Annotated in this window: 21 protein-coding genes; 16 read left to right on the forward strand and 5 right to left on the reverse strand. The window is 66.5% G+C overall.

Translation table 11 applies throughout. The features are described from left to right. Positions 1-2: 2 nt before the first annotated feature. From Q0L30_RS16805 to Q0L30_RS16815, 3 genes are all read right to left on the reverse strand, one after another. Entirely contained in the window at positions 3-449 is a 447-nt protein-coding gene (locus tag Q0L30_RS16805; RefSeq protein ID WP_296658600.1) for a nuclear transport factor 2 family protein, read from the reverse strand. A 100-nt stretch (positions 450-549) separates the two neighbouring features. Then, a complete protein-coding gene (gene waaF, locus Q0L30_RS16810) occupies positions 550-1575 on the reverse strand; it encodes a lipopolysaccharide heptosyltransferase II (RefSeq protein WP_296658602.1) in 1026 nt (341 codons plus the stop codon). A 292-nt stretch (positions 1576-1867) separates the two neighbouring features. Beyond that, a complete protein-coding gene (locus Q0L30_RS16815) occupies positions 1868-2062 on the reverse strand; it encodes a zinc-finger domain-containing protein (RefSeq protein WP_293039815.1) in 195 nt (64 codons plus the stop codon). A 630-nt stretch (positions 2063-2692) separates the two neighbouring features. On the opposite strand from Q0L30_RS16815, the gene Q0L30_RS16820 reads away from it, so the two are divergent. The 9 genes from Q0L30_RS16820 to Q0L30_RS16860 all read left to right on the forward strand — a co-directional run bounded on the left by Q0L30_RS16820 (position 2693) and on the right by Q0L30_RS16860 (position 12258). After that, entirely contained in the window at positions 2693-3892 is a 1200-nt protein-coding gene (locus Q0L30_RS16820) for a phosphoglycerate kinase (RefSeq protein WP_296658608.1), read from the forward strand. 283 nt (positions 3893-4175) lie between these two features. Continuing rightward, the gene (gene pyk / locus Q0L30_RS16825; RefSeq protein ID WP_296658610.1) at positions 4176-5612 is read left to right on the forward strand and encodes a pyruvate kinase; all 1437 of its coding nucleotides are present in this window, start codon (positions 4176-4178) and stop codon (positions 5610-5612) included. Positions 5613-5980: 368 nt separating this feature from the next. After that, the gene (gene fba / locus Q0L30_RS16830; RefSeq protein ID WP_293039820.1) at positions 5981-7045 is read left to right on the forward strand and encodes a class II fructose-bisphosphate aldolase; all 1065 of its coding nucleotides are present in this window, start codon (positions 5981-5983) and stop codon (positions 7043-7045) included. 236 nt (positions 7046-7281) lie between these two features. After that, a complete protein-coding gene (locus Q0L30_RS16835; protein ID WP_296658611.1) occupies positions 7282-8172 on the forward strand; it encodes a phosphoribosylaminoimidazolesuccinocarboxamide synthase in 891 nt (296 codons plus the stop codon). Between the two features lie 81 nt (positions 8173-8253). Further along, complete coding sequence (purE, locus tag Q0L30_RS16840; RefSeq protein WP_296658614.1) at positions 8254-8772, forward strand: 5-(carboxyamino)imidazole ribonucleotide mutase; 519 nt, start codon at positions 8254-8256, stop codon at positions 8770-8772. A gap of 141 nt (positions 8773-8913) precedes the next feature. Beyond that, the gene (locus Q0L30_RS16845; protein ID WP_296658616.1) at positions 8914-10149 is read left to right on the forward strand and encodes a 5-(carboxyamino)imidazole ribonucleotide synthase; all 1236 of its coding nucleotides are present in this window, start codon (positions 8914-8916) and stop codon (positions 10147-10149) included. Between the two features lie 14 nt (positions 10150-10163). Next, positions 10164-11186 (forward strand): L-threonylcarbamoyladenylate synthase, encoded by a 1023-nt coding sequence (locus tag Q0L30_RS16850; RefSeq protein ID WP_296658619.1) that lies wholly within the window; start codon positions 10164-10166, stop codon positions 11184-11186. A gap of 522 nt (positions 11187-11708) precedes the next feature. Next, the gene (locus Q0L30_RS16855; protein ID WP_296658622.1) at positions 11709-12035 is read left to right on the forward strand and encodes a type II toxin-antitoxin system prevent-host-death family antitoxin; all 327 of its coding nucleotides are present in this window, start codon (positions 11709-11711) and stop codon (positions 12033-12035) included. Next, the gene (locus Q0L30_RS16860; RefSeq protein ID WP_296658625.1) at positions 11998-12258 is read left to right on the forward strand and encodes a type II toxin-antitoxin system RelE/ParE family toxin; all 261 of its coding nucleotides are present in this window, start codon (positions 11998-12000) and stop codon (positions 12256-12258) included. Before Q0L30_RS16855 ends, Q0L30_RS16860 begins: the two co-directional genes overlap by 38 nt. Positions 12259-12440: 182 nt before the next feature. On the opposite strand, the gene dacB is transcribed toward Q0L30_RS16860, so the two are convergent. Continuing rightward, entirely contained in the window at positions 12441-14039 is a 1599-nt protein-coding gene (gene dacB / locus Q0L30_RS16865; protein WP_296658991.1) for a D-alanyl-D-alanine carboxypeptidase/D-alanyl-D-alanine-endopeptidase, read from the reverse strand. A 465-nt stretch (positions 14040-14504) separates the two neighbouring features. On the opposite strand from dacB, the gene Q0L30_RS16870 reads away from it, so the two are divergent. From Q0L30_RS16870 to Q0L30_RS16895, 6 genes are all read left to right on the forward strand, one after another. Next, positions 14505-15167 carry a response regulator gene (locus tag Q0L30_RS16870; RefSeq protein WP_296658630.1) on the forward strand — a complete coding sequence of 221 codons (663 nt, stop codon included), beginning with the start codon at positions 14505-14507 and terminating at the stop codon, positions 15165-15167. Positions 15168-15174: 7 nt separating this feature from the next. After that, the gene (locus Q0L30_RS16875) at positions 15175-16476 is read left to right on the forward strand and encodes an ATP-binding protein (RefSeq protein ID WP_296658632.1); all 1302 of its coding nucleotides are present in this window, start codon (positions 15175-15177) and stop codon (positions 16474-16476) included. A gap of 117 nt (positions 16477-16593) precedes the next feature. Continuing rightward, on the forward strand, positions 16594-18087 hold the full coding sequence (locus Q0L30_RS16880) for a DegQ family serine endoprotease (protein ID WP_296658634.1): 1494 nt from the start codon (positions 16594-16596) through the stop codon (positions 18085-18087). A gap of 204 nt (positions 18088-18291) precedes the next feature. After that, on the forward strand, positions 18292-18792 hold the full coding sequence (locus Q0L30_RS16885; RefSeq protein WP_296658635.1) for a carboxypeptidase regulatory-like domain-containing protein: 501 nt from the start codon (positions 18292-18294) through the stop codon (positions 18790-18792). 266 nt (positions 18793-19058) lie between these two features. Further along, a complete protein-coding gene (locus Q0L30_RS16890) occupies positions 19059-19424 on the forward strand; it encodes a DUF427 domain-containing protein (RefSeq protein ID WP_296658638.1) in 366 nt (121 codons plus the stop codon). 37 nt (positions 19425-19461) lie between these two features. Continuing rightward, the gene (locus tag Q0L30_RS16895) at positions 19462-20205 is read left to right on the forward strand and encodes an SRPBCC domain-containing protein (RefSeq protein WP_296658641.1); all 744 of its coding nucleotides are present in this window, start codon (positions 19462-19464) and stop codon (positions 20203-20205) included. Between the two features lie 66 nt (positions 20206-20271). Here Q0L30_RS16895 and Q0L30_RS16900 read toward each other — a convergent pair whose 3' ends face one another. Next, positions 20272-20931 (reverse strand): TetR family transcriptional regulator, encoded by a 660-nt coding sequence (locus tag Q0L30_RS16900; protein ID WP_296658643.1) that lies wholly within the window; start codon positions 20929-20931, stop codon positions 20272-20274. A 444-nt stretch (positions 20932-21375) separates the two neighbouring features. Here Q0L30_RS16900 and Q0L30_RS16905 point away from each other — a divergent pair, with 444 nt between their 5' ends. Beyond that, a complete protein-coding gene (locus tag Q0L30_RS16905; RefSeq protein ID WP_296658647.1) occupies positions 21376-22641 on the forward strand; it encodes an efflux RND transporter periplasmic adaptor subunit in 1266 nt (421 codons plus the stop codon). Positions 22642-22644: the final 3 nt, after the last annotated feature.

Below are 22644 nucleotides of genomic sequence, written 5' to 3' on the forward strand. Positions count from 1 at the left end.
GTTTAGTGCAGCGCGCCCAGGCTGCGGCGCAGTTTCGCGGAGAACTGGCTGGCCGCTTCGTCGGGCATGCGGCTCGAGTGGATGTGGGCGATGCGCCATTCGCCGCGCTCGTGGACCATCACGTAGGTCGTGAAGACCATCGCGGGCACGGCTTTCGGGTCGACCGGCCGATGCGCTTCCACGATGGCATAAACCACGGTGCCGAGGCTGTCGTAGACGCGGATATCGAGCGGCTCGATCGACACCGGCGCTGCCTCGAACTGCGCGGCGAGCCCGGCGCGGATGTTCGGCAGGCCGTACAGATGGGCGCCGTCCGGGCAGATGCAGCTCACGAATTCCTCATCGATCCACAGGCCCATCAAGCCGTCGAGATTCACTTCCGCGACGGCCTGGTACCAGGCGTTGAGCGTATCCGCGGCGGCTTCAAAGTGGTGGGCAAAACGTGGCATGGCTCGATGATCTTGTGCGCCGGGGCGCGGGTTGCGAATCGACACTCGCTGCGTTTGCAGCAGCAGCGGGCATGCTGTTGCCGCTGCGGACGCAGCGAGACTAGCGTTGGCCGAGCAGCATGCCGCGAAGATCGCCGAACACCTGTTCCGGGCTCAGTTCGCGCAGGCAATTCAGATGTCCGAGCGGACATTCGCGCTGGAAACACGGGCTGCAATCGAGATGCAGCCATTGTACCTTTGCGAGATCGGACAAGGGCGGCGTGTGGCGCGGATCCGTCGAGCCGTACAGCGCCACGAGCGGCCGCCGCAGCGCGGCGGCCACGTGCATCAGGCCCGAGTCGTTGGTGACGACAGCGTTTGCGCGCGAGATCAGCGCGCACGCTTCGCCGAGTGCGGTCTGTCCGCACAGGTTGCGCACGTTCGATGCGCGCTCGGCGATGGCCTGCGCGAGCGGCGCATCCTTCGGCGAGCCGAGCGCGACGATCTGCGTGTACGGGAACGACTGGCCCACCATCTGCGCGAGCGCCGCGAAATGCTCGGGCGGCCAGCGCTTGGCCGGGCCGTACTCGGCGCCGGGGCAGAACACGAGGAGCGGCACGCGCGTATCGAGGTTGAAGCGCGCCGAAACGCGCGACGCCTCGTTCGGATCCGACTCGAGACGCGGCATCGGCAGGTCGTCGGGGACCGTCGCGCCGGGCGCCCACGCGAGCGCGGCGTAGTGCCTGACCATCGGCGGACGTTCGTCCTTCGGCGGATTCGCGTGACGCACGTTCAAGAGACCGTAGCGGCTCTCGCCCGTGTAGCCGATGCGCAGCGGAATGTGCGCGAGCCACGGAATCATTGCGGACTTCAGCGAGTTCGGCAGCACGTAGACGGCGTCGTAGCGCACCTCGCGCAAATCGCTCGCGAGTTGCCAGCGGCGCAGCAGTTGCAGCTTGCCGTGCGCGAGGTCGGTGGCGTAGACGTCGCGGATTTCAGGCATGCGCTCGAGCACGGGCGCGACCCACGTGGGCGCGAGTGCATCGATCACGATGCGCGGATGCAGTTTCACGAGCCGCGAAAGGAGCGGCTGCGCCATCAGTGCGTCACCGATCCAGTTAGGGGCGATTACCAGCGCGCGGCGCATCGGGTATCAGGGTCCGGAAAGTGACAAAGCGCCCGCGCGCATCGGGCGCGCGGAACGCGGTTAGCAGGGCGGACGCGCCGCAGGACGCGTCGTCGGGCCGCCCGCGGCCTCATGCCGGCGGGCGATGCACAGCGAAACGAGGGCACACCCGGGAAGGGCACACCCGGGAGGTGCGGGGCGCGCGAACGTGAGCAGCGACGGACCGTATAACGGGCGGCTGCGGCGGCGAATGCTGCGCGGCCCGCTGCAACGCCAAATCGCGCCACATCACGCACGCGCGGCGCCGCGGCGCTCAGTGGCCGTGCACGACCTCACCGTCGCGCAGCTTGTAGCGCGTGCTGCAGTAGGGGCAGCGCGCTTCGCCGTGGGTCACGTCGAGGAAGACGCGCGGATGGTTGCTCCAGCGCGGCATCGACGGATTCGGGCAGTACGCGGGCAGATCCTTGGCCGACAGTTCGACCAGCGGCATTTCCTTGATTTCGCTCATGAGGACAATTCTCGTAACGCTCGTTGTGGACCGTAGCGCAGCGGCAGCTTCGGCGTCCGCAGCGGGCAAACGTGCATTCTAGCGCCAATTGGCGCACACACGTGCCCTCGCGGGTGCCTGGGGACGCTTTATGTCACGCCTCGGCACGCCAGTCGGACAGCGCACGCAAAGGTGTTTGAAAGGCACCCAAACCAGGTGCCAAATGCGGGGTGCCGAATACCCGGCGCGAAATACCAGGCGCGAAATACCAGGCGCGAAATACCAGGCGCCAAATGCGTCCGGGAAAAAGCATCATCGGGCATCGCGAAAAAAACAAGACGAAAACGTGCCAAAATGGCCGTGCGTCACGGCAAGCGCGTGGATACGGGCGCCTGCGGCGGGCCAGGTGACCGGACCTGCTCAGGGCATTCGCCGAAGGGCGTCTCGGATCGGTCTGGCGATCGGCTAAAATACCGGTCTCGCAATTCGATGCCGGCTTTCGTCGCGCTCGTCGGATATCAGGCAAGGCCACGAGCAGCGACCCGGGACGTCTCAAGATCCGGCTCCCGCGCCGTGCACGCCGCGCCAGGTCCGCAGCAGCCCGGGCATCGCGTTGTCACCGCCTTCCCACCATCACGCACAGTCAAGTCCATGAACAAGGTTCTGCGTCTCTCCGATCTGATCTCCGAAGGCAAGCTCAACGGCAAACGGGTATTCATCCGCGCCGACCTCAACGTGCCGCAGGACGACCAGGGCAACATCACCGAAGACACCCGCATCCGCGCTTCCGTGCCGGCCATCAAGGCCGCGCTCGCCGCGGGCGCGGCCGTCATGGTCACGTCGCACCTCGGCCGTCCGACCGAAGGCGAGTTCAAGCCGGAAGACTCGCTCGCGCCGGTCGCGAAGCGTTTGTCCGACCTGCTCGGCCGCGATGTGCCGCTCGTCGCGAACTGGGTCGAGAACGGCGTGAATGTCGCGCCGGGCAACGTCGTCCTGCTCGAGAACTGCCGCGTCAACAAGGGCGAAAAGAAGAACTCCGACGAGCTTTCGCAGAAGATGGCGAAGCTCTGCGACGTCTACGTGAACGACGCGTTCGGCACCGCGCACCGGGCCGAAGCCACCACGAACGGCATCGCGAAGTACGCGAGCGTTGCCTGCGCGGGCCCGCTGCTCGCCGCCGAACTCGACGCGCTCGGCAAGGCGCTCGGCGCGCCGAAGCGCCCGCTCGTGGCGATCGTCGCGGGCTCGAAGGTCTCGACCAAGCTCACCATCCTCAAGTCGCTCGCGGAAAAAGTGGACCAGCTGATCGTCGGCGGCGGCATCGCCAATACGTTCATGCTCGCGGCCGGCCTGAAGATCGGCAAGTCGCTCGCCGAAGCCGACCTGGTCGCCGAAGCGAAGGTCATCATCGACGCGGCGCGCGCGCGTGGCGCCTCGGTGCCGATTCCGAGCGACGTCGTGACCGCGAAGGCGTTCGCGGCGGACGCGAAGGCTGAAATCAAGGCCGTGGCCGACGTCGCCGACGACGACCTGATCCTCGACATCGGCCCGCAGACCGCGAAGGCGCTCGCCTCGCAACTCGAACAGGCCGGCACAATCGTCTGGAACGGCCCGGTGGGCGTGTTCGAATTCGACCAGTTCGGCGAAGGCACGAAGACGCTCGCGCAGGCTATCGCGAAGTCGTCGGCGTTCTCGATCGCAGGCGGCGGCGACACGCTTGCGGCCATCGCGAAGTACGGCATCCACGACAAGGTCAGCTATATCTCGACCGGCGGCGGCGCGTTCCTCGAATTCCTCGAGGGCAAGAAGCTGCCGGCTGTCGAAGTGCTCGAAACCCGGGCAGCTTCGTAAGCGACACGGTGCGCCCCGGCGGTAGCGGCGGGGCGCGTGTCACATTCGGCGGCAGCCGCGGACGCGGCGCGCAAAATGCGCGCTCGCACACCGCGGCGAGCACGCTGCCCCGAGGCGCGAAGCGCGCGTGGCCGAAGCGGCCGCCGCGCGGATCGCGCGCTCGCACAAAGCGACGCTGTATTTCACCGGCGCGCGTTTCGGCCACACCGCGGGTGCGGGTGAGCCGGTCGGTCCTTCTCGCAGCAACGTTTCTTCCAGCGATCTTTTCCAGACGAGGAGACTCATGCATCGCGCCACCAAGATTGTTGCAACCATCGGTCCGGCTTCCAGCTCGCCGGACGTCCTGCTGCAGATGATTCGCGCGGGACTCGACGTGGTGCGCCTCAACTTCTCGCACGGCACGGCGGACGATCACCGCCAGCGTGCAGACAGCGTGCGGGAATGCGCCCGCAAGGCAGGTCGCGAGATTGCGATCATGGCCGACCTGCAAGGCCCGAAGATTCGCGTCGGCAAATTCGAGAACGGCAAGGTCTCGCTCGAACCCGGCATGCCGTTCATCCTCGACGCCGACTGCGAACTCGGCAACGAAGAACGCGCCGGTCTCGACTACAAGGATCTGCCGCGCGACCTGAAGTCGGGCGACGTGCTGCTGCTCAACGACGGCCTGATCGTGCTCGACGTCGTGCGCGTGATCGGCAGCGAGATCCATACGACCGTGCGCATCGGCGGCGACCTGTCGAACAACAAGGGCATCAACCGCCAGGGCGGCGGCCTCACCGCGCCCGCGCTGACCGCGAAGGACATGGAGGACATCCGCACGGCGATGTCGCTCGGCGCGGACTACATCGCCGTGTCGTTCCCGAAGAACGCAACGGACATGGAAATGGCGCGCCAGCTCGCGAATATCGCGGGCGCGCCATACGGCATCAAGCCGAAGATGATCGCGAAGATCGAGCGCGCCGAGGCCATTCCCGAGTTGCAGGAGATCCTCGATTCGTCGGACGGCATCATGGTCGCGCGCGGCGACCTCGCGGTCGAAGTCGGCAACGCCGCCGTGCCCGCCCTGCAAAAGCGCATGATCCGCATGGCGCGCGATTCGAACAAGCTTGTCATCACCGCGACGCAGATGATGGAGTCGATGATCTACGCGCCCGTGCCGACGCGCGCGGAAGTGTCGGACGTCGCGAACGCGGTGCTCGACGGCACCGACGCCGTGATGCTCTCGGCGGAATTGGCGGCGGGCAAGTACCCGGTGCAGACGGTCGAGGCGATGGCCGCGATCTGTCTCGAAGCCGAGAAGTCCGAGCAGTCCGAGCTCGACAAGGATTTCCTCGACCGCACCTTCACGCGCATCGACCAGTCGATCGCCATGGGCGCGCTCTTCACGGCGTTCCATCTCGGCGCGAAGGCAATCGTGGCCCTCACGGATTCGGGCTCGACGGCGCTGTGGATGTCGCGTCACTGGACCCACGTGCCGATCTTCGCGCTCACGCCGCGCACCGGCAGCGAGCGCGCGATGACCCTCTACCGCAACGTCACGCCGCTGCACCTCGACACCAGCACGGACCGCGACACCGCGCTCCAGCAAGCCGTCGAAGTGGTGGTGAGCAAGGGCTATGCGTCGCGCGGCGACGTGGTGGTGCTGACCGTTGGCGAGCCGATGGGGCAGCCTGGCGGCACCAACACGCTGAAGATCGTCCGTGTGGGTGACGTGCTGTAAAGTTTGACCGCGAAGTTTGACCGCGAGTTTGACCCGGTTCGTGCATGAATCCGGCCGCAGTCCGCGCGTACGAGAGGCCGCGCGGACTGCCTGCTTTTCAGTCCGCTTTTCAGCCAGCTTTTCAGCTTAATTGCCAGTCCGACGCCATCCCGATGTCAGTCCGCTGCCAGCCAGCCGTCAGGACGCCCTGACATGGCATTTTCATGCGGCTGACGCGATTGCGCCGGGCGCGGGCTGGCTTCGCGATAAAATCACGCCATTGCGCCCGCGGCGAGCATGCGGGCGGCGGCTGCCAGGCCGCCTTCGACCGGCCACGCAAGATGGCCGGCGTGACGTAGAAATTCGTTTCAAATCAAAGGAGTAGCACAATGCCTCTCGTATCAATGCGTCAACTGCTCGACCACGCAGCAGAGCACGGCTATGGCCTGCCCGCATTCAACGTCAACAACCTGGAGCAGGTTCAGGCCATCATGGCGGCAGCCGACCAGGTCGGCGCGCCGGTGATCATGCAGGCGTCGGCGGGTGCACGCAAATATGCGGGCGAGCCGTTCCTGCGCCACCTGATCGAAGCCGCCATCGAGTCGTATCCGCATATCCCGGTCGTCATGCACCAGGACCACGGCCAGTCGCCGGCGGTTTGCATGGGCGCGATCCGCAGCGGTTTCAGCAGCGTCATGATGGACGGCTCGCTGGAAGCCGACGGCAAGACGGTCGCATCGTACGAATACAACGTCGACGTGTCGCGCCGCGTCGTCGACATGGCGCACTCGATCGGCGTCACGGTCGAGGCGGAACTGGGCGTGCTCGGTTCGCTGGAAACGATGAAGGGCGACAAGGAAGACGGTCACGGCGCCGAGGGCACGATGACGCGCGAGCAGCTCCTGACCGATCCGGAGCAGGCCGCCGACTTCGTGAAGCTCACGCAGTGCGACGCACTGGCGATTGCCATCGGCACCTCGCACGGCGCGTACAAGTTCTCGAAGAAGCCCACGGGCGACATCCTGTCGATCCAGCGCATCAAGGAAATCCACGCGCGCATTCCGAACACGCACCTCGTGATGCACGGTTCGTCGTCGGTGCCGCAGGAACTGCTGGCGGAAATCCGCGAATTCGGCGGCGACATGAAGGAAACCTACGGCGTGCCGGTCGAGGAAATCCAGGAAGGCATCCGTCACGGCGTGCGCAAGGTCAATATCGACACCGACCTGCGTCTCGCGATCACGGGCGCGATTCGTCGCTACATGTTCGAGAACCCGTCGAAGTTCGACCCGCGCGACTACCTGAAGCCGGCCCGCGAAGCCGCGAAGAAGGTCTGCGTGGACCGTTACCTGGCGTTCGGCTGCGAAGGCCAGGCGGGCAAGATCAAGCCGGTGTCGCTCGACAAGATCGCCGAGAAGTACAAGTCGGGCGAACTCGCGCAGATCGTTCGCTGATGCGCCGCGCGCCCCGGACCGTGCTCGCGGCGCCTGCAGCGCCCGCAGCACGACCGGCCGGGCGCGCGACGTTCCGTGCAACATTCTGCGCAGGCAACCTGCAGCAGGATCGTCGCCGTATCCGCCAGTCTGGGGAACGGCGACTGGCTTTTTGATTTACCCTTTTGGTTTACCCGGTTTTCCCTTTCGGTCCGGTTTTGCGCCGGCCCCGCCACGTTAAATAGCGAATCACGACGATGTCTACCCTCTACGAATCCACGCTCCGCTCGCTGCCGCTCCTCGGCCGCGGCAAGGTCCGCGACAACTATGCCGTGGGCACCGACAAGCTGCTGATCGTCACGACCGACCGTTTGTCGGCGTTCGACGTCATCATGGGCGAGCCGATTCCGCGCAAGGGCCAGGTGCTGAACCAGATGGCGAACTTCTGGTTCGGCAAGCTCGAACATGTCGTGCCGAACCACCTCACCGGCGTCGATCCCGAAACCGTCGTCGCGCCCGATGAAGTCGAGCAGGTGCGCGGCCGTGCGGTCGTCGTGAAGCGCCTCGAACCGATTCTCGTCGAGGCGGTGGTGCGCGGCTATCTGGCGGGCAGCGGCTGGAAGGACTACCAGGCCACGGGCGCCGTGTGCGGCGTGCAACTGCCGCCGGGCCTGCAGAATGCGCAGAAGCTGCCCGAGCCGATCTTCACGCCCGCGGCGAAGGCCGAAATGGGCCACCACGACGAGAACATCACGTACGAAGAGATGGAGCGCCGCATCGGCACCGAGCTGTCGCGCACCATCAAGGAAACGGCGATCAAGCTGTACAAGGAAGCGGCCGATTATGCGGCGACGCGCGGCATCATCATCGCCGACACGAAGTTCGAATTCGGCCTCGACAATCACGGCCAGCTGTATCTGATGGACGAGGCGCTCACCGCCGACTCGTCGCGCTTCTGGCCCGCCGACCAGTATCAGGTGGGCTCGAATCCGCCGTCGTTCGACAAGCAGTTCGTGCGCGACTGGCTCGAAACCCAGGACTGGAAGAAGGAGCCGCCGGCGCCGAAGCTGCCCGGCGAGGTGATCGAGAAGACGTCCGCGAAGTATCAGGAGGCGCTTGAGCGCCTCACCGGCCAGACGCTCGCCTGAGGCATCTCGCCTGACGCGAATCAGCGTGAATTAACGTCGACGGATGCGCGCGAGCGCGCGCATCCCGGGGAAAGGAAGCAAATGAGCGAAGTACAGACGGCTCACCAGCATGCAGCGCCGCTCGTCGGCGTACTGATGGGCTCCAGCTCGGACTGGGAAACGATGAAGCAGGCGGTTGCGATCCTGCAGGAGTTCGGCGTCGCCTACGAGGCGAAGGTCGTCTCGGCGCACCGCATGCCCGACGAAATGTTCGAGTACGCCGAAAAGGCCCGCGAGCGCGGCCTGCGCGCGATCATCGCGGGCGCGGGCGGCGCGGCGCATCTGCCGGGCATGCTGGCCGCGAAGACCACCGTGCCGGTGCTCGGCGTGCCGGTGGCGAGCAGGTATCTGAAGGGCGTCGATTCGCTCCATTCGATCGTGCAGATGCCCAAGGGCGTGCCGGTCGCGACCTTCGCCATCGGCGAGGCGGGCGCGGCCAACGCGGCGCTCTTCGCCGTGTCGATCCTGAGCGTGACGGACACGGAATACGCGAACAAGCTCGCGGCTTTCCGGGTGCGCCAGAACGAAGCCGCACACGCAATGGTGTTGCCGGCGCTGTGAGCGCCCCCGCCGGGGCACGGCAGCACGCCTCGCTATTACGTTCGATCTCGACGTTCGACCTCGACGCTCAACTTCGACATTCAACCCGGCCTGGCCCGTGCGCCGTTTGCAGCGCCGCGCCAGCCGCGACCGACCACTGAGATGACCCCTGACAACACTCCGGTTTCACCGATCCTGCCCGGCGCCTGGCTTGGCATGGTGGGTGGCGGCCAGCTCGGCCGCATGTTCTGCTTTGCCGCCCAGGCGATGGGCTACCGCGTCGCCGTGCTCGATCCGGATCCGGCGAGCCCGGCCGGTATGGTCGCCGACCGCCATCTGCGCGCCGCCTACGAGGACGAAGCCGCGCTGACCGAACTTTCGCGCCTGTGCGCCGCCATCTCGACCGAATTCGAGAACGTGCCTGCCGCGAGCCTCGACGCACTCGCCAAATCGACCTTCGTGAGTCCCTCCGGTAGCTGCGTGGCCGTTGCGCAGGACCGCATCGCCGAAAAACGCTTTATCGCCGCCGCGGGCGTGCCGGTCGCGCCGCACGTGGTGATCGAATCGTCGCAGGCGCTCGCCGCCATCGACGACGCCACGCTCGCCGCCGTGCTGCCGGGCATTCTCAAGACCGCGCGGCTCGGCTACGACGGCAAGGGCCAGGTGCGCGTGGGCAACGCCGAGGAGGTGCGCGAGGCGCATGCCGCGCTCGGCGGCGTGCCGTGCGTGCTGGAAAAGCGTCTGCCGCTGAAATTCGAGGTCTCGGCGCTGATCGCGCGCGGCACGAGCGGCGCGAGCGCCGTCTATCCGCTCGCGCAGAACACACACCGCAACGGCGTGCTGTCGCATACGATCGTGCCCGCGCCCGACGCGAGCGCCGCGCTCGTCGAGCAGGCGCAGCAGGCGGCGCTGCAGATCGCGGAGAAGCTCGGCTACGTGGGCGTGCTGTGCGTGGAATTCTTTATCCTCGAAGACGGCTCGATCGTCGCCAACGAAATGGCGCCGCGTCCGCACAACTCGGGTCACTACACGGTCGATGCGTGCGCCACGAGCCAGTTCGAGCAGCAGGTGCGCGCGATGACGGGCATGCCGCTCGGCGACACGCGTCAACACTCGCCGGCCGTGATGCTCAACATCCTCGGCGATGTGTGGTTCGCCGCCGGTGGAAGCGGTGCGGGAGGGGCAGGTGGCGCGCGCGCGCAGAAAGGCGCCGTGCCCGTCACGCCGCCGTGGGACCAGGTGGCGGCCATGCCGGCTGCGCGTCTGCATCTGTACGGCAAGGAAGATGCGCGTCCAGGCCGTAAGATGGGCCATGTGAACTTCACGGCGCCGACGCTCGACGAAGCGCGCGTGGCTGCGCGCGACTGCGCGCGTTTGCTGCATATCGCCACGAGCTGAGGTTGCACGACGTCATGACCGGTCAGCTGTATCCCACCGATGCCGAAATCGAGCACGCCGCCGCGCTGCTCGATGCGGGCGAGCTTGTCGCTTTCCCGACCGAGACCGTCTACGGCCTCGGCGGCGACGCGGCGAACCCCGACGCCGTCGCGCGCATCTACGCGGCCAAAGGGCGGCCCGCGAACCATCCGGTAATCGTGCATCTGCCGCCCGGCGCCGATCCCGAGTATTGGGCCGCCGAGTGGCCGGAGCCGGCGCGCAAGCTCGTCGCCGCGTTCTGGCCCGGCCCGCTCACGCTGATCGTCAAGCGCCACCCGCGCATTCCCGATGCCGTGAGCGGCGGTCAGGATTCGGTCGGTTTGCGCTGTCCGTCGCATCCGGTTGCGCAGAAACTGCTCGCGGCGTTTTCGGCGCGCCGCGGCGGCCATGGCGGTGTTGCGGCGCCGTCGGCGAACCGCTTCGGCCATGTGAGCCCGACCACCGCGCAGCACGTGCGCGACGAATTCGGCGCGGCCGTGCATGTGCTCGACGGCGGGGCGAGCGACGTGGGCATCGAATCGACGATTCTCGATCTCTCGCGCGGCTTCCCGGCGCTGCTGCGCCCGGGCCACATCACGCCGCACGATATCGCGCGGGTACTCGGCGAGGCGCCGCGTCTGCCCGACGGATCGGATGCCACGGCGCCGCGTGCCTCGGGGACGCTAAAGGCCCACTACGCGCCGCGCACGCCGCTCGCGCTGCTGCCGTTCGAGGCTTTGGAGCCGCTGCTGAGTGCGGCGCGCGAGAACGGCGAGACCGTGGCGCTCGTGGCCCGCGCATCGCGCGCACACGCATGGGCGAGCGCGCCCGGCGTGCACTTCGTCGCCGCGCCGGAAGATCCGCAGTTGTACGCACGCGAACTCTATGGCTTGCTACGGGCGCTCGATCGTGCGAACGTCACGCGCATCCTGATCGAAAAACTGCCTGAAACGCTCGACTGGATCGCCGTGAACGACCGGCTCGGAAGGGCGGCGGCGGCGTTCGAAGCGCAGGAGTAAGTGCGGGAATAAGTGCAGGAATAGCGGGCTCGATAGCCGGACATCAGCTGTACACACGCATGCAAAAAAACGGTTCTCGCGAACCGTCCAGTCTGCTGACGAACCCCACGTTTTTCTGAGCGTGGGGTTTTTGCATTCTGGCGAGCCGCCAAGGTTTGACGACGCGATGTCGTGACGCCTGATGGGTTCTGCGTGACCCTTCAAAACAACCCGACCGGCGCGCGGAGCCTGGTCGTCATTGCCGCCCCTGGCGTGGTCGCCTACGTCCTGTATTGGTTGGGGTACGTGCAAAAGTGGTCAAAATGGTCATTTTGACTCAATTTGCACATTTTGATCATAGTGCCTACAATGGGCCTCGTTGCGCCTTCGAGTGCAGCGAACACCCTGAACATTGGCAGACAGAGACACGCGGACTAATCGACCGAAAATAGAGACCGAATCGAAAAACAGCGAATTCACTGAATCCAAACTTGATGAAGAAACCGGGTGCAACGTCACACTGAAGCCCCGGCGGAGAACGCGATGAACAGCAATACCCTCGTAACTTTCACCGCGAGGGACGCCAAGACCCGTTTCGGCGAGGTCCTGGACGAGGCGTTGGGCCACCCCGTGGGTATTACTCGCCACGACAGGCTCACGGCGTACGTGGTATCGAGGCGCGACTTCGATAACCTGCGCAATCGCGTCCAGGAGCTTGAGGATAAGTTGTGGCTTATCCAGGCCGAGGCCGCCCGCGAGGAAGGTTATGCGAGCGACGACGAGGTTGCGGCGTTCCTGCGTGATGCCCGGAACTCAGGAAATGAATCTAAAGATGACGAAGCAGGCGCAGAAAGCCTGCCAAAGCCTTGATGCAAAGCAGTATCGACAGGTCGTTTCCGCAATCCTCGGGCTTCTGAAGAACCCGGAACCCCACGACAGTCAGCCGATGAAGGGGGCGACCCGAGGCGAGCGGCGTGTGGACGCAGGCGAATACCGCGTCATTTATGCCATCGAGGGCGAAACCGTCGATGTGCTTGTGGTCGGTAAGCGTAACGGCGACGAGGTGTACAAAATCTGGGAACGGATGTCGTAAAGGTGGGGCGCTTCGGCGCGCCCGGATTGCTGACGAACCCCATGTTTTTCGGAACATGGGGTTTGTTTTTTGGGGCGCAGATTGCTGACAACCCCTCCGGTCGATAACGGGCGTTTGTCAGCAATCTGGACGGCTCTCGCGAAGCGTTTTTTTTCGTGCGACGCGTGCTGAACGAGGCCGCGTCAATGCGCGCCGCGGCGCTGGGCTTTCTTGCGGACGACATGCTTCGCCGCCCGCTTCGGATGGCGCTGCACGTACATCGGCGCCTCTTCGGGCATGCCCTTGTAGACCCATTCGAGCAGCGCATCGTGCGCTTCGCGCGCGCCTGCCGCATGCGGGTCGTTGATAAGACTCACGACGATCCACGTTTCGCCCGTCTGTGCCGCAACGTAGCCCGCGATCGCGCGCACGTCGCGCAGCGTGCCGGTCTTGATGTGCGCGTTGCCGTCCACAGGCGTATTGGTGAGGCGGTGGCGCATCGTCCCGTCGACGCCCGCGATCGGCAGCGAATCGACGAACGGCTGCGCGACCGGGCTCGCGTTCGCGGCCTGCAGCAGCGACGCGAGCGAAAGCGCGCTGATGTGCTCGTCGCGCGAGAGGCCGCAGCCGTTTTCGAGCGCGAGTTCGGGCGCGTAGACGCCGCTCTTGCGCAGGAACGCCTTGACGGCGGCGGCAGCTTTCGTCGTGGTCGAGGGCGCCTTGCCTTCTACGGCGCCGAGCGTGAGAAACAGGTTGCGCGCCATCACGTTGTTGCTGAACTTGTTGATGTCGTGCACGACGTCGGCGAGCGGCGGGCTCTGATGGACCGCGATGAGGCGCGCGCCCGGCGGCACGACGCCTTCGCGCACGGTGCCGCTGAAGGTGCCGCCTGCCTGTTGCCACAGCGCGAGGAAGCCGTCGGTGAAGAACGTGGTGTGATCGACCGGCGCGGCCATGTTGAGCGTGCGCTCGCCACAGCGCGCGGCGTAGCCGCCGTCGAAGCTCGCGGTCACGGTGCCGTTCGCACCCGGTGCGATCTGCGGCGACGGCATCATGCCGGCGCATTTGCCGCCGTGCTCGCGGATGTGGTTGTCGATCTGCCATTGCGCGACTGGCGGCACGATGCTGATCGAGACGCCATCGGGCGACGGCGAGTACGTGAACGATACCGATTTGAACGCGTACATCAGCGGATCGGGGCCGACGTTGTAGGGAGCCTCGACGTCGTCGTCGAACGGCGGCAGGTCGCGCGTCGAAGCGTCGAACTCGCTCTTGTCGAGCACGAGCGCGCCGTCGATATGCGCGATGCCCGCGGCGCGGATCTTCTGCGCGAGATCGATCAGCTCTTCGGGGACGAGTTTCGGGTCTCCCGTGCCCTTGATGTAGAGATTGCCGTGCAACGTGCCGTTCGCGTCGACCTCGCCATCGGTGAACGCGCTCGTGTGCCAGCGGTAGTCGGCGCCGAGCATCGCGAGGCCGGTCCACGTCGTGACGATCTTCATCGTCGAGGCGGGCATCATCGGCTGGCCCGCGTTGACGGCCACGCTCGGCTGGCGGTCGCCGATCTTTTCGATCACCACGCTCACCGCCGAGAGCGGCACGTGCGCGCGCTCGAGGCCCGCCATCACGGAGGGCGGCAGCACGGTGCTCACGTTGACCGAAGGCAGGCGCGCGCCTTCCGGCTGCGCCTGCGCGGCGGGCATGCCGAGGCTCGCCGCGGCCAGTGCGGCGCAGGCAAGGCGCAGGGCGAACACGGCGCGCACAGGTGCGGCTACGCGTGTAGCGGACGGCGCGCCTGTCATGCGCGCGGCGCGCGGCGTGACGGGACGCAACACGGGATGCAACAGGGTGCGAAGGCGGGACAGCGAAGCAGGGAGCATGTGGAGCGTCGGATGAATACGGGCCGTGCAAAGGGCGCGCGGCAGGCGATGGGCACGATCGGTTGCCAACGCCTGGCCGCGCGCACGCGCGAATCTTGTGTGCCGCGCACCGCGTGACGTGATGCGCATCGTGCAAGCCGGGCGCGCATCGCAGCGCCGCGCGCCGCAAAAGCGACAATTGTAAAGACCTCGTGCGGCGCGCGCGCATCGAGCGGCGACAAAAACCCTGGTGCGTGCGCGAAAGCCGACCGGCGTGACGGTGGCGCGGCGGTGGCGCGGGGACGGCACGACGGTGGAGCGGGGGCCGGGGGCGCTAGAATGGACCCATCTGCCCCAATCCGGCGCCCGCTCCACCGTCACGCAGCGCCTCTTTGCCAATTCATTACGATGCGAATACTGCTTGTCGAAGATGACCGCATGATCGCCGAGGGCGTGCGTAAAGCGCTGCGCGGCGACGGCTTCGCGGTCGACTGGGTCGAGGACGGCGACGCCGCCATCACCGCCGTGACCGGCGAATCTTACGATCTGCTGCTGCTCGATCTGGGCCTGCCGAGAAAGGACGGGCTCGACGTGCTGCGCACGCTGCGCGCGCGCGGCCTGGCACTCCCGGTGCTGATCCTCACGGCGCGCGATGCGGTTGCCGACCGCGTGAAGGGCCTCGACGCCGGCGCCGACGACTATCTCATCAAGCCCTTCGATCTCGACGAACTCGGCGCGCGCATGCGCGCGCTGATCCGCCGCCAGTCGGGCCGCAGCGAGTCGATGATCCGCTACGGCACGATCACGCTCGATCCGGCGTCGCACCAGGTGACCCAGGACGGCGTGCCGATTGCGCTTTCGGCGCGCGAATTCGCGCTGCTCGAAGCGCTGCTCGCACGCCCGGGCGCGGTGCTCTCGAAGAACCAGCTCGAGGAAAAGATGTACGGGTGGGGCGAGGAGATCGGCAGCAACACGGTCGAAGTCTATATCCACGCTCTGCGCAAGAAGCTCGGCGCCGACCTGATCCGCAACGTGCGCGGACTCGGTTACATGATCGCGAAGGAAGCGTGACGCGCCGATGAGTTCTATCCGGAAACAACTGCTTTTCTGGCTGCTCGCGATCGTCGTCGCGGGTGTCGTGCTGGCGGGCTGGCTGATCTATCGCCAGGCGCTGGCCGAAGCCAACGAACTGTTCGACTACCAGTTGCAGGAAATTGCCGACGCATTGCCCTCCGAGCCGTTCAGCGAGATTCTCAGCTCGCGCGACACCGGCAACGAGGGCATCGTCTTGCAGATCTGGAACCGCAACGGCGTGCTGATGTATTACTCGCACCCGCGCGTGCCGCTCGCGCCGCGCACCGAACTCGGCTTCTCGACCGAGCGCACCGATCGCGGCGACTGGCGCGTGTATGGCGCGATCGTCGGCGACAACTTCGTGCAGCTCGCGCAACCCGTCTCCGTGCGCAACCGTCTCGCGGCGAACGTCGCGCTGCGCACGCTGTGGCCGCTGATCGTGCTGCTGCCGTTTCTGGGACTTGCCGTCTGGCTCGTGGTGGGCCGCGGGCTCAAGCCGCTCGCGCGCGTCACGAATGCGCTCGATACGCGCCATCCCGAAGCGCTCGATCCGTTGCCCGAGCAACGGCTGCCGCGCGAAGTCACGCCGCTCGTGCGCGCGCTGAATGCGCTGCTCAACCGTCTCGCGCAGGCGCGCGACACGCAAAAGGCCTTCGTCGCCGATGCCGCGCACGAACTGCGCACGCCGCTCGCCGCGGTGCAGATCCAGGCGCAACTGGTTGCGCGCGCAAAGGACGACGAGACGCGCCGCGAAGCGCTCGACGATCTGCAGGCGGGCGTGACGCGCGCGACGCGGCTTGCCGAACAGCTGCTCGCGCTCGCGCGCTCCGAACCGGACGGTCATGTGTGCGCGCACGACGTCGATCTGCGCGTGCTGCTCGAAGATTGCGTGGCGTCGCGCGCGACTGTTGCGCAGCAGCGCGGCGTCGATCTCGGCATCGAGCAGAGCACCGATGCAACCGTGCACGGCGACGCCGACGCGCTGCGCGTGATGCTCAACAACCTGCTCGACAACGCCACGAAATACACGCCGGAAGGCGGGCGCGTCGACGTGGCGCTGCGCCTCGACGGCGGCCATCCGCTCGTGCGCATCGCCGATAGCGGGCCGGGCATTCCGGTCGCCGAGCGCGCGCGCGTGTTCGACCGTTTCTACCGCGTCGGCGGGGGCGCTTCGCGGGCGCGCACGGACGTTTCCGGCACCGGCCTCGGGCTCGCGATCGTGCGCCGCATCGCGGATCAGCACAACGCGACGATCACGCTCGGCGATTCGCCGGCGGGCGGTCTTCAGGTCGACGTGCGTTTCTGAACCCCGCGGCGCACTTTTTGCATGGGGGTCGCCGGATTAAGACTCCTTTAAGTGACGCCACGTAGTCTTTGTTCCGTCATAACACGCACAACACGTCCCCGCTTCAAGGAGTCCGCAATGAACGCAAAAGTCTTAACTCGCAGTGCCGTGGCGATTGCCGTAGCCGCCGCGTTGTCGGCGGGCTATGTAGCCGGACGCCATGACGTTCCGACCCCGAACCTGGTTTCGTCGGCTCAGGCCGCGGCGCTGATGCCCGCGGAAGCCGCCGCCAAAACCGGCGTTCCCGATTTCTCCGGCCTCGTCGAGACCTTCGGGCCCGCAGTCGTCAACATCAGCGCCAAGCACATGGTCAAAGAGACCTCGATGCACGGCCGCGCGCAGCAACTGCCGATCGATCCGAACGATCCGTTCTACCAGTTCTTCAAGCACTTCTACGGCAACCACCCGGGCGCGGGCGACGGCAGCGGCGGCGAGTCCGACACGCCGAGCGCGAGCCTCGGTTCGGGCTTCATCATCAGCTCGGACGGCTACATCCTCACGAACGCGCACGTCGTCGACGGTGCGAACGTCGTGACGGTGAAGCTCACCGACAAGCGCGAGTTCAAGGCGAAGGTCGTCGGCGCGGACAAGCAGTCGGACGTCGCGGTGCTGAAGATCGACGCGAAGAGCCTGCCGACCGTGAAGATCGGCGATCCGCACCAGAGCAAGGTCGGCCAGTGGGTCGTGGCGATCGGCTCGCCGTACGGCTTCGACAACACCGTGACCTCGGGCATCATCAGCGCGAAGTCGCGCTCGCTGCCGGAGGAGAACTACACGCCGTTCATCCAGACCGACGTGCCGGTGAATCCGGGCAACTCGGGCGGACCGCTGTTCAATCTGCAGGGCGAAGTGATCGGCATCAACTCGATGATCTACTCGCAGACGGGCGGCTTCCAGGGCCTGTCGTTCGCCATTCCGATCGATGAGGCCATGAAGGTCAAGGACGACCTCGTCAAGACGGGCCACGTGAGCCGCGGCCGCCTCGGCGTGGCGGTGCAGTCGGTGAACCAGACGCTCGCCGATTCGTTCGGCATGGACAAGCCGCACGGCGCGCTCGTGAGCTCGGTCGACGCGGGTGGTCCCGCGGCGAAGGCGGGCCTGAAGCCCGGCGACGTGATCCTGTCGGTGAACGGCCAGCACGTGGACGATTCCACCGATCTGCCGGCGCTGATCGCCTCGATGAAGCCGGGCACGAAGGCCGACATTCAGCTGTGGCGCGACAAGTCGACGAAGACCGTGAGCGCGACGATCGGTGCGCTCACCGATACGAAGGTTGCCTCGGCCGATACGCACAACGCGCAGATGCAGGGCCGCCTCGGCGTCGCGGTGCGCTCGCTCACGCCGGACGAGAAGAGCAACGCGTCGGTCGATCACGGCGTGATCGTCGAACAGGCGGGCGGCGCGGCCGAGAACGCGGGCATCCAGCCGGGCGACGTGATCCTCGCCGTGAACGGCCGCGCGGTGACGAGCGCCGAGCAGCTCAAGGACATGATCACGCATGCGGGCAAGAGCATTGCGCTGCTGATCCAGCGCGACAATGCGCAGATCTTCGTGCCGGTCGACCTTGGCTGATTCCGGCTGATCCTGCGCCGTAGGGTTCTTTAGCGTCTGTTAGGGTCCGGCCGCGCGCCGGGCCGCTCACTTGCCGTCGTTATTCGCTGCCGCCGTTGGCCTCTGGCCCGGCGGCAGTGTCGTATGCGGCGTCCGCTCGCTTCGCGCACCAGGCACGCGAATTGCTCGTCTGTTCGTCGTAGTGGATGTGTAAGGAGTGGCACGATGAAGACGTTCCGGAATTCGCGCCAAATCGCTTCGGCGGCTTCGGCGCTGCTGGCGGCGGTCGCGCTCGGCATCGCGGGCACGGCGGCGGCGCAGCAAAACAGTACGGGAGGCACTGTCGGCGGCTCGACCACCGACAACACGAGCGCGGGCAACGCCAACGGCACCGGCATGCCGCAAATCCAGCAACAGGGCGCGGTCTCGTACGTATCGGGCGGCGTCGGTCAGGACGAGTCGATGGCGCTGCGGCAGGCCGCGCGCCGCTGGCCGCTGTCACTGCGCTTCACCGGCACCGGCGGCAACTATCTCGCCGACATCCACGTGAAGATCGCGGACGCACACGGCACGAACGTGCTCGACACCACGTCGCTCGGGCCGTACATGCTCGTGAAGGTGCCGCCGGGCCGGTATTCGGTCCACGCGAGCTACTCGGGCGTCGCGAAAACGAGCGCGGTTACGGTCGGTTCGAGCGGCACCGCGCGTGCCTCGTTCACCTGGTGAATACCCGGCAGCCCCGCTGGGCGGGGCGTGCGGGCCCGCACGCTCCGCATCGAAGTTCATACAAGGCGGCGAAGTTTCGCCGATAATGAAGCCATGAGCGGGTCGCGGCGCGCGCCGCGACCCGCTCAGGACCAAAAGCAGGAGCGGGGCCGAAAGCAAGAGTAAGAGCAAGAGCGGGGCGCCGCGGACGAACACAGGCGCGGCGTAGGCCCTCAGGCCGTGCACAGCGTAGGCGGGCACTGCCGCGACCATTCAGGGAGCCGGATATGGCGGTCAATCCAGACGCCGAACATCGCATCGATATCGTCGCCAACCGTCATCGCGTGCGCGTGATTCACGGCGGCATCACCATTGCCGACACGCTCTCGGCACTGACGCTCTCCGAAACCGGTTACCCGGATGTTTTCTATTTCCCGCGCGCCGACGTGAACATGGCGCGACTGGAACGTTCCACGCATACGACGCGTTGCCCGTACAAGGGCGAGGCGTCGTATTTTCATCTGCGCACGGAGGACACGCGTGTCGAAGATGTTGCGTGGAGCTACGAGGCGCCGCTCGCCGGCGTCGCAGGCATCAAGAACTTTGTGGCGTTTTACGCTTCGCGCGTAGACCGGATCGATCAGACATCCTGACCGGGACGAGCTACCGGGCGCTATCGTGGGAGCCGCCATGGAACTGAACGACGCCTTACGCATTCCGCTTGCGCCATCTGTCGTCTGGGAGGCGCTGCAGGACAGCGCGCTCGTGCGAGCGAGCATGGAGCACTGTGAATCGTTGCGGCGTCTCGGGCCGGGCGAGTACGCCTTGACGCTCACCGTGCCGCTCGGGCCGTTGCGCGCGCGTTACGAAGTGCGCGCTCACCTCGCAGCCGACGCCTCCCAGGTTCCGCTCACGCCGCGCCGCGTACTGAGCTTTCGTGCGCGCGCCGACGGCGTCGGCTCGCTGCGCGGCCAGATCGACGTGGCCCTGCGCGCCGACGATGAGCCGGGCGGCCCGGCGGGCATCTGCAAGGGTACGAGCACGCGCATCGACTATTCGGTGTGGGCGACGCTCACCGGCCCGCTGGCCGAGTTGCCGGCGCGCCAGCTGGAAAACGCGCTGCACGAAGTCGCCGACGATTTCTTCACCGAATTCTGCGCTGTCGTCGAAGCGAAGCACGGCACGGGACCGAATCGCGTGGCGGGGCAGGGGCCGCGCCGCACGCACGTATTCCTGCGGCCGATCAGCCTTGCGGGCGTTGCGCGGCGCGCGCGTTTGCTGCCGCAGCAATACGGCGGCACGCTGAGCGGCCGCGCGGCGAGCACGCTGCACCATGAGAGCGCGCCGCACGCTATGCCGACGTGGGCGTGGGCCGCGCTGATTTTCTTCGTCGCGCTGCTGCTCTATGTGGCGCGGCGCTTCACGGGCGGCTGAAGACGGTTGCAAAAGCGGCGGGGCGTACGCGCCCCGCCGTGCTTCTCCGTTCTACGGCCAAACCGTTCAGGTGGGTTCTTTCTTCGCAGGTGTTCCGGTTCGCAATGCCGGGCTGTAGCGCAGTGTGTCGAGCATCGCGTCGACATGCCGGCCGGCGTTCGTCGCGACATCGAAGATATCGGGCAGGACCGCCATGTCGCGCAGCGCGCCCGTGATGAACGAGTGCAGCACGCGCGCCGCGCGCTCGGCGTCGAGGTCGGCCGGCAGCTGACCCTTCGACATCGCATTGCGCAGCCCTTCCCGGATCCGCTCCAGCCCCTCGCGCATGGTCGACTGATGTCGCGCCATCACGGGCCCCATTTCTTCCACGAACTCGCATTTCAGAAACAGGATTTCGAACACGCGGCGGCGGCGCGCGTCGGTTGCCGTGTCGCGCAGACACAGCACGCACAGGTCGCGGATGCGCCCGAGCGGATCGGGCTCGGAGGGATCGGTCGTGGCCGCCTTCAGCTCGTCGAGCGGCAGCACCACGCGGTCGAACATCGCCGTGAAGACGTCGCCCTTGTTCGTGAAGTGCCAGTAGATCGCGCCGCGCGTGACGCCCGCAGCCTGGGCGATTTCGGCAAGAGACGTGCGCGAGACACCCTTCTCGAAAAAGACCTGCTCGGCAGCGTCGAGGATCCGGCTACGCGTCTCCAGCGCTTCCTCTTTCGTGCGTCGGACCATGTTTCAGCGTTCTTTCAATGGATTGCAGGAAGAGCGAATCGGGCGACTTTTAACGTTCGCGAGCTGACTTCGACCACACAAAGCGAGTGTAGTAAGCAAATCGCGTTGACGCTTGCCCCAGGCGAGGAATGTTCGCTTTTTACATGCATTCGCGAATGTATCTATAATAGCAGCCCACCATCCCTGTGCCTCGAGTGGTGATGTCCGGTTAATATCCGTCACTGGTTCAGGTGGCCGTGAAGATCCCGACGCGCGATGCCGTCATGTCGGCATCGGCGCTGTACAGCCCCGCTTTGGAGTCCGGATGGGGGCGGTAACCGGCGCTGCATTTGAAAGCAGTCAGGGGTATCCGTCAAGTATTGCCAGATGCTGGCGTGCGTCGCCGTCCTGCCTCGAGCGGGGCGCAGCATGCTTTTTTCGTCAGTAATAGACAGAGGTCGTTCCATGCGCGTCGAACGGGTTCCATTCCGCCTAATCAGTATCGCGACGGCTGCCATCGTGCTTGCAGCGTGCGGGCAAAAGCAGTCGGCGCCTCCGCCGCAAACACCCGAAGTGGGCGTGGTCACGGTCCAGCCGAGCGCCGTGCAGGTCGTCAGCGAATTGCCGGGCCGCACCAACGCCTTCCTCGTCGCGCAAGTGCGCGCACGGGTCGACGGCATCGTGCTGCGCCGCGAGTTCACCGAAGGCACGATCGTGAAGGCGGGCCAGCGGCTCTACAAGATCGATCCGGCGCCGTACGTCGCCGCGCTCAACAACGCACGCGCGGCGCTTGCCAAAGCGCAGGCCAACCTCGCCACGCAGAACGCCCTCGTCGCGCGCTACAAGGTGCTGGTCGCCGCGAACGCCGTGTCGAAGCAGGACTACGACAACGCGGTCGCGGCCCAGGGCCAGGCCCACGCCGATGTCGATGCCGGCAAGGCCGCCGTCGATACCGCGCAGATCAACCTCGGCTATACCGACGTCGTCTCGCCCATCACGGGCCAGGTCGGCATCTCGCAGGTCACGCCGGGCGCTTACGTTCAGGCGAGCCAGGCCACGCTGATGTCCACCGTGCAGACGCTCGATCCCATGTACGTCGATCTCACGCAGTCGAGCCTCGACGGCCTGAAGCTGCGCCGCGAGATCCAGGAAGGGCGTCTGAAGACGAGCGGCCCGAACGCCGCCAAGGTGACGCTGACGCTCGAAGACGGCCGCACCTACAAGGAGGACGGCAAGCTGCAGTTCTCCGACGTCACGGTCGACCAGACCACGGGTTCGGTGACGATCCGCGCGATCTTCCATAACCCCGACCGCGTGCTGCTGCCGGGCATGTTCGTGCGCGCGCGCATCGTCGAAGGCGTGAACGCCAACGCGTTCCTCGTGCCGCAGGTCGGCGTGCAGCACGACCAGAAGGGCCAGGCGACGGTGCTCGTCGTCGGCAAGGACGACAAGGTCGTGCTGACGCCGATCCAGACCGGCGGCACGCAGGGCCAGGACTGGGTCGTCCAGGGCGGCCTGAATGCGGGCGACCGCGTGATCGTGCAGGGCACCGAGAAGGTGCGTCCGGGTGCGAGCGTGAAGGCGATTGCGGCACAGCTGCCGCCGCCGCCGGCGCCGGGTGCGCCTTCGGCGGACATGGCGCCGGGCTCGAACGCCGGCGCACCCGCCGCAACGGGCGCACAACCGGCTTCCGCTGCACCCGCCGCTTCCGCTGCGTCCGCCGCGCAATAACAG

Origin of the sequence: Paraburkholderia sp. (assembly GCF_024281035.1) — a bacterium.
Taxonomy (GTDB): Bacteria; Pseudomonadota; Gammaproteobacteria; order Burkholderiales; family Burkholderiaceae; genus Paraburkholderia.

Excerpts from the sequence above, each read along its gene's own strand:
- Q0L30_RS16805 (WP_296658600.1), bottom strand. The coding sequence starts at position 449 with ATGCCACGTTTTGCCCACCACTTTGAAGCCGCCGCGGATACGCTCAAC.
- waaF (WP_296658602.1), bottom strand. The coding sequence starts at position 1,575 with ATGCGCCGCGCGCTGGTAATCGCCCCTAACTGGATCGGTGACGCACTG.
- Q0L30_RS16815 (WP_293039815.1), bottom strand. The coding sequence starts at position 2,062 with ATGAGCGAAATCAAGGAAATGCCGCTGGTCGAACTGTCGGCCAAGGAT.
- Q0L30_RS16820 (WP_296658608.1), top strand. The coding sequence starts at position 2,693 with ATGAACAAGGTTCTGCGTCTCTCCGATCTGATCTCCGAAGGCAAGCTC.
- pyk (WP_296658610.1), top strand. The coding sequence starts at position 4,176 with ATGCATCGCGCCACCAAGATTGTTGCAACCATCGGTCCGGCTTCCAGC.
- fba (WP_293039820.1), top strand. The coding sequence starts at position 5,981 with ATGCCTCTCGTATCAATGCGTCAACTGCTCGACCACGCAGCAGAGCAC.
- Q0L30_RS16835 (WP_296658611.1), top strand. The coding sequence starts at position 7,282 with ATGTCTACCCTCTACGAATCCACGCTCCGCTCGCTGCCGCTCCTCGGC.
- purE (WP_296658614.1), top strand. The coding sequence starts at position 8,254 with ATGAGCGAAGTACAGACGGCTCACCAGCATGCAGCGCCGCTCGTCGGC.
- Q0L30_RS16845 (WP_296658616.1), top strand. The coding sequence starts at position 8,914 with ATGACCCCTGACAACACTCCGGTTTCACCGATCCTGCCCGGCGCCTGG.
- Q0L30_RS16850 (WP_296658619.1), top strand. The coding sequence starts at position 10,164 with ATGACCGGTCAGCTGTATCCCACCGATGCCGAAATCGAGCACGCCGCC.
- Q0L30_RS16855 (WP_296658622.1), top strand. The coding sequence starts at position 11,709 with ATGAACAGCAATACCCTCGTAACTTTCACCGCGAGGGACGCCAAGACC.
- Q0L30_RS16860 (WP_296658625.1), top strand. The coding sequence starts at position 11,998 with ATGACGAAGCAGGCGCAGAAAGCCTGCCAAAGCCTTGATGCAAAGCAG.
- dacB (WP_296658991.1), bottom strand. The coding sequence starts at position 14,039 with ATGACAGGCGCGCCGTCCGCTACACGCGTAGCCGCACCTGTGCGCGCC.
- Q0L30_RS16870 (WP_296658630.1), top strand. The coding sequence starts at position 14,505 with ATGCGAATACTGCTTGTCGAAGATGACCGCATGATCGCCGAGGGCGTG.
- Q0L30_RS16875 (WP_296658632.1), top strand. The coding sequence starts at position 15,175 with ATGAGTTCTATCCGGAAACAACTGCTTTTCTGGCTGCTCGCGATCGTC.
- Q0L30_RS16880 (WP_296658634.1), top strand. The coding sequence starts at position 16,594 with ATGAACGCAAAAGTCTTAACTCGCAGTGCCGTGGCGATTGCCGTAGCC.
- Q0L30_RS16885 (WP_296658635.1), top strand. The coding sequence starts at position 18,292 with ATGAAGACGTTCCGGAATTCGCGCCAAATCGCTTCGGCGGCTTCGGCG.
- Q0L30_RS16890 (WP_296658638.1), top strand. The coding sequence starts at position 19,059 with ATGGCGGTCAATCCAGACGCCGAACATCGCATCGATATCGTCGCCAAC.
- Q0L30_RS16895 (WP_296658641.1), top strand. The coding sequence starts at position 19,462 with ATGGAACTGAACGACGCCTTACGCATTCCGCTTGCGCCATCTGTCGTC.
- Q0L30_RS16900 (WP_296658643.1), bottom strand. The coding sequence starts at position 20,931 with ATGGTCCGACGCACGAAAGAGGAAGCGCTGGAGACGCGTAGCCGGATC.
- Q0L30_RS16905 (WP_296658647.1), top strand. The coding sequence starts at position 21,376 with ATGCGCGTCGAACGGGTTCCATTCCGCCTAATCAGTATCGCGACGGCT.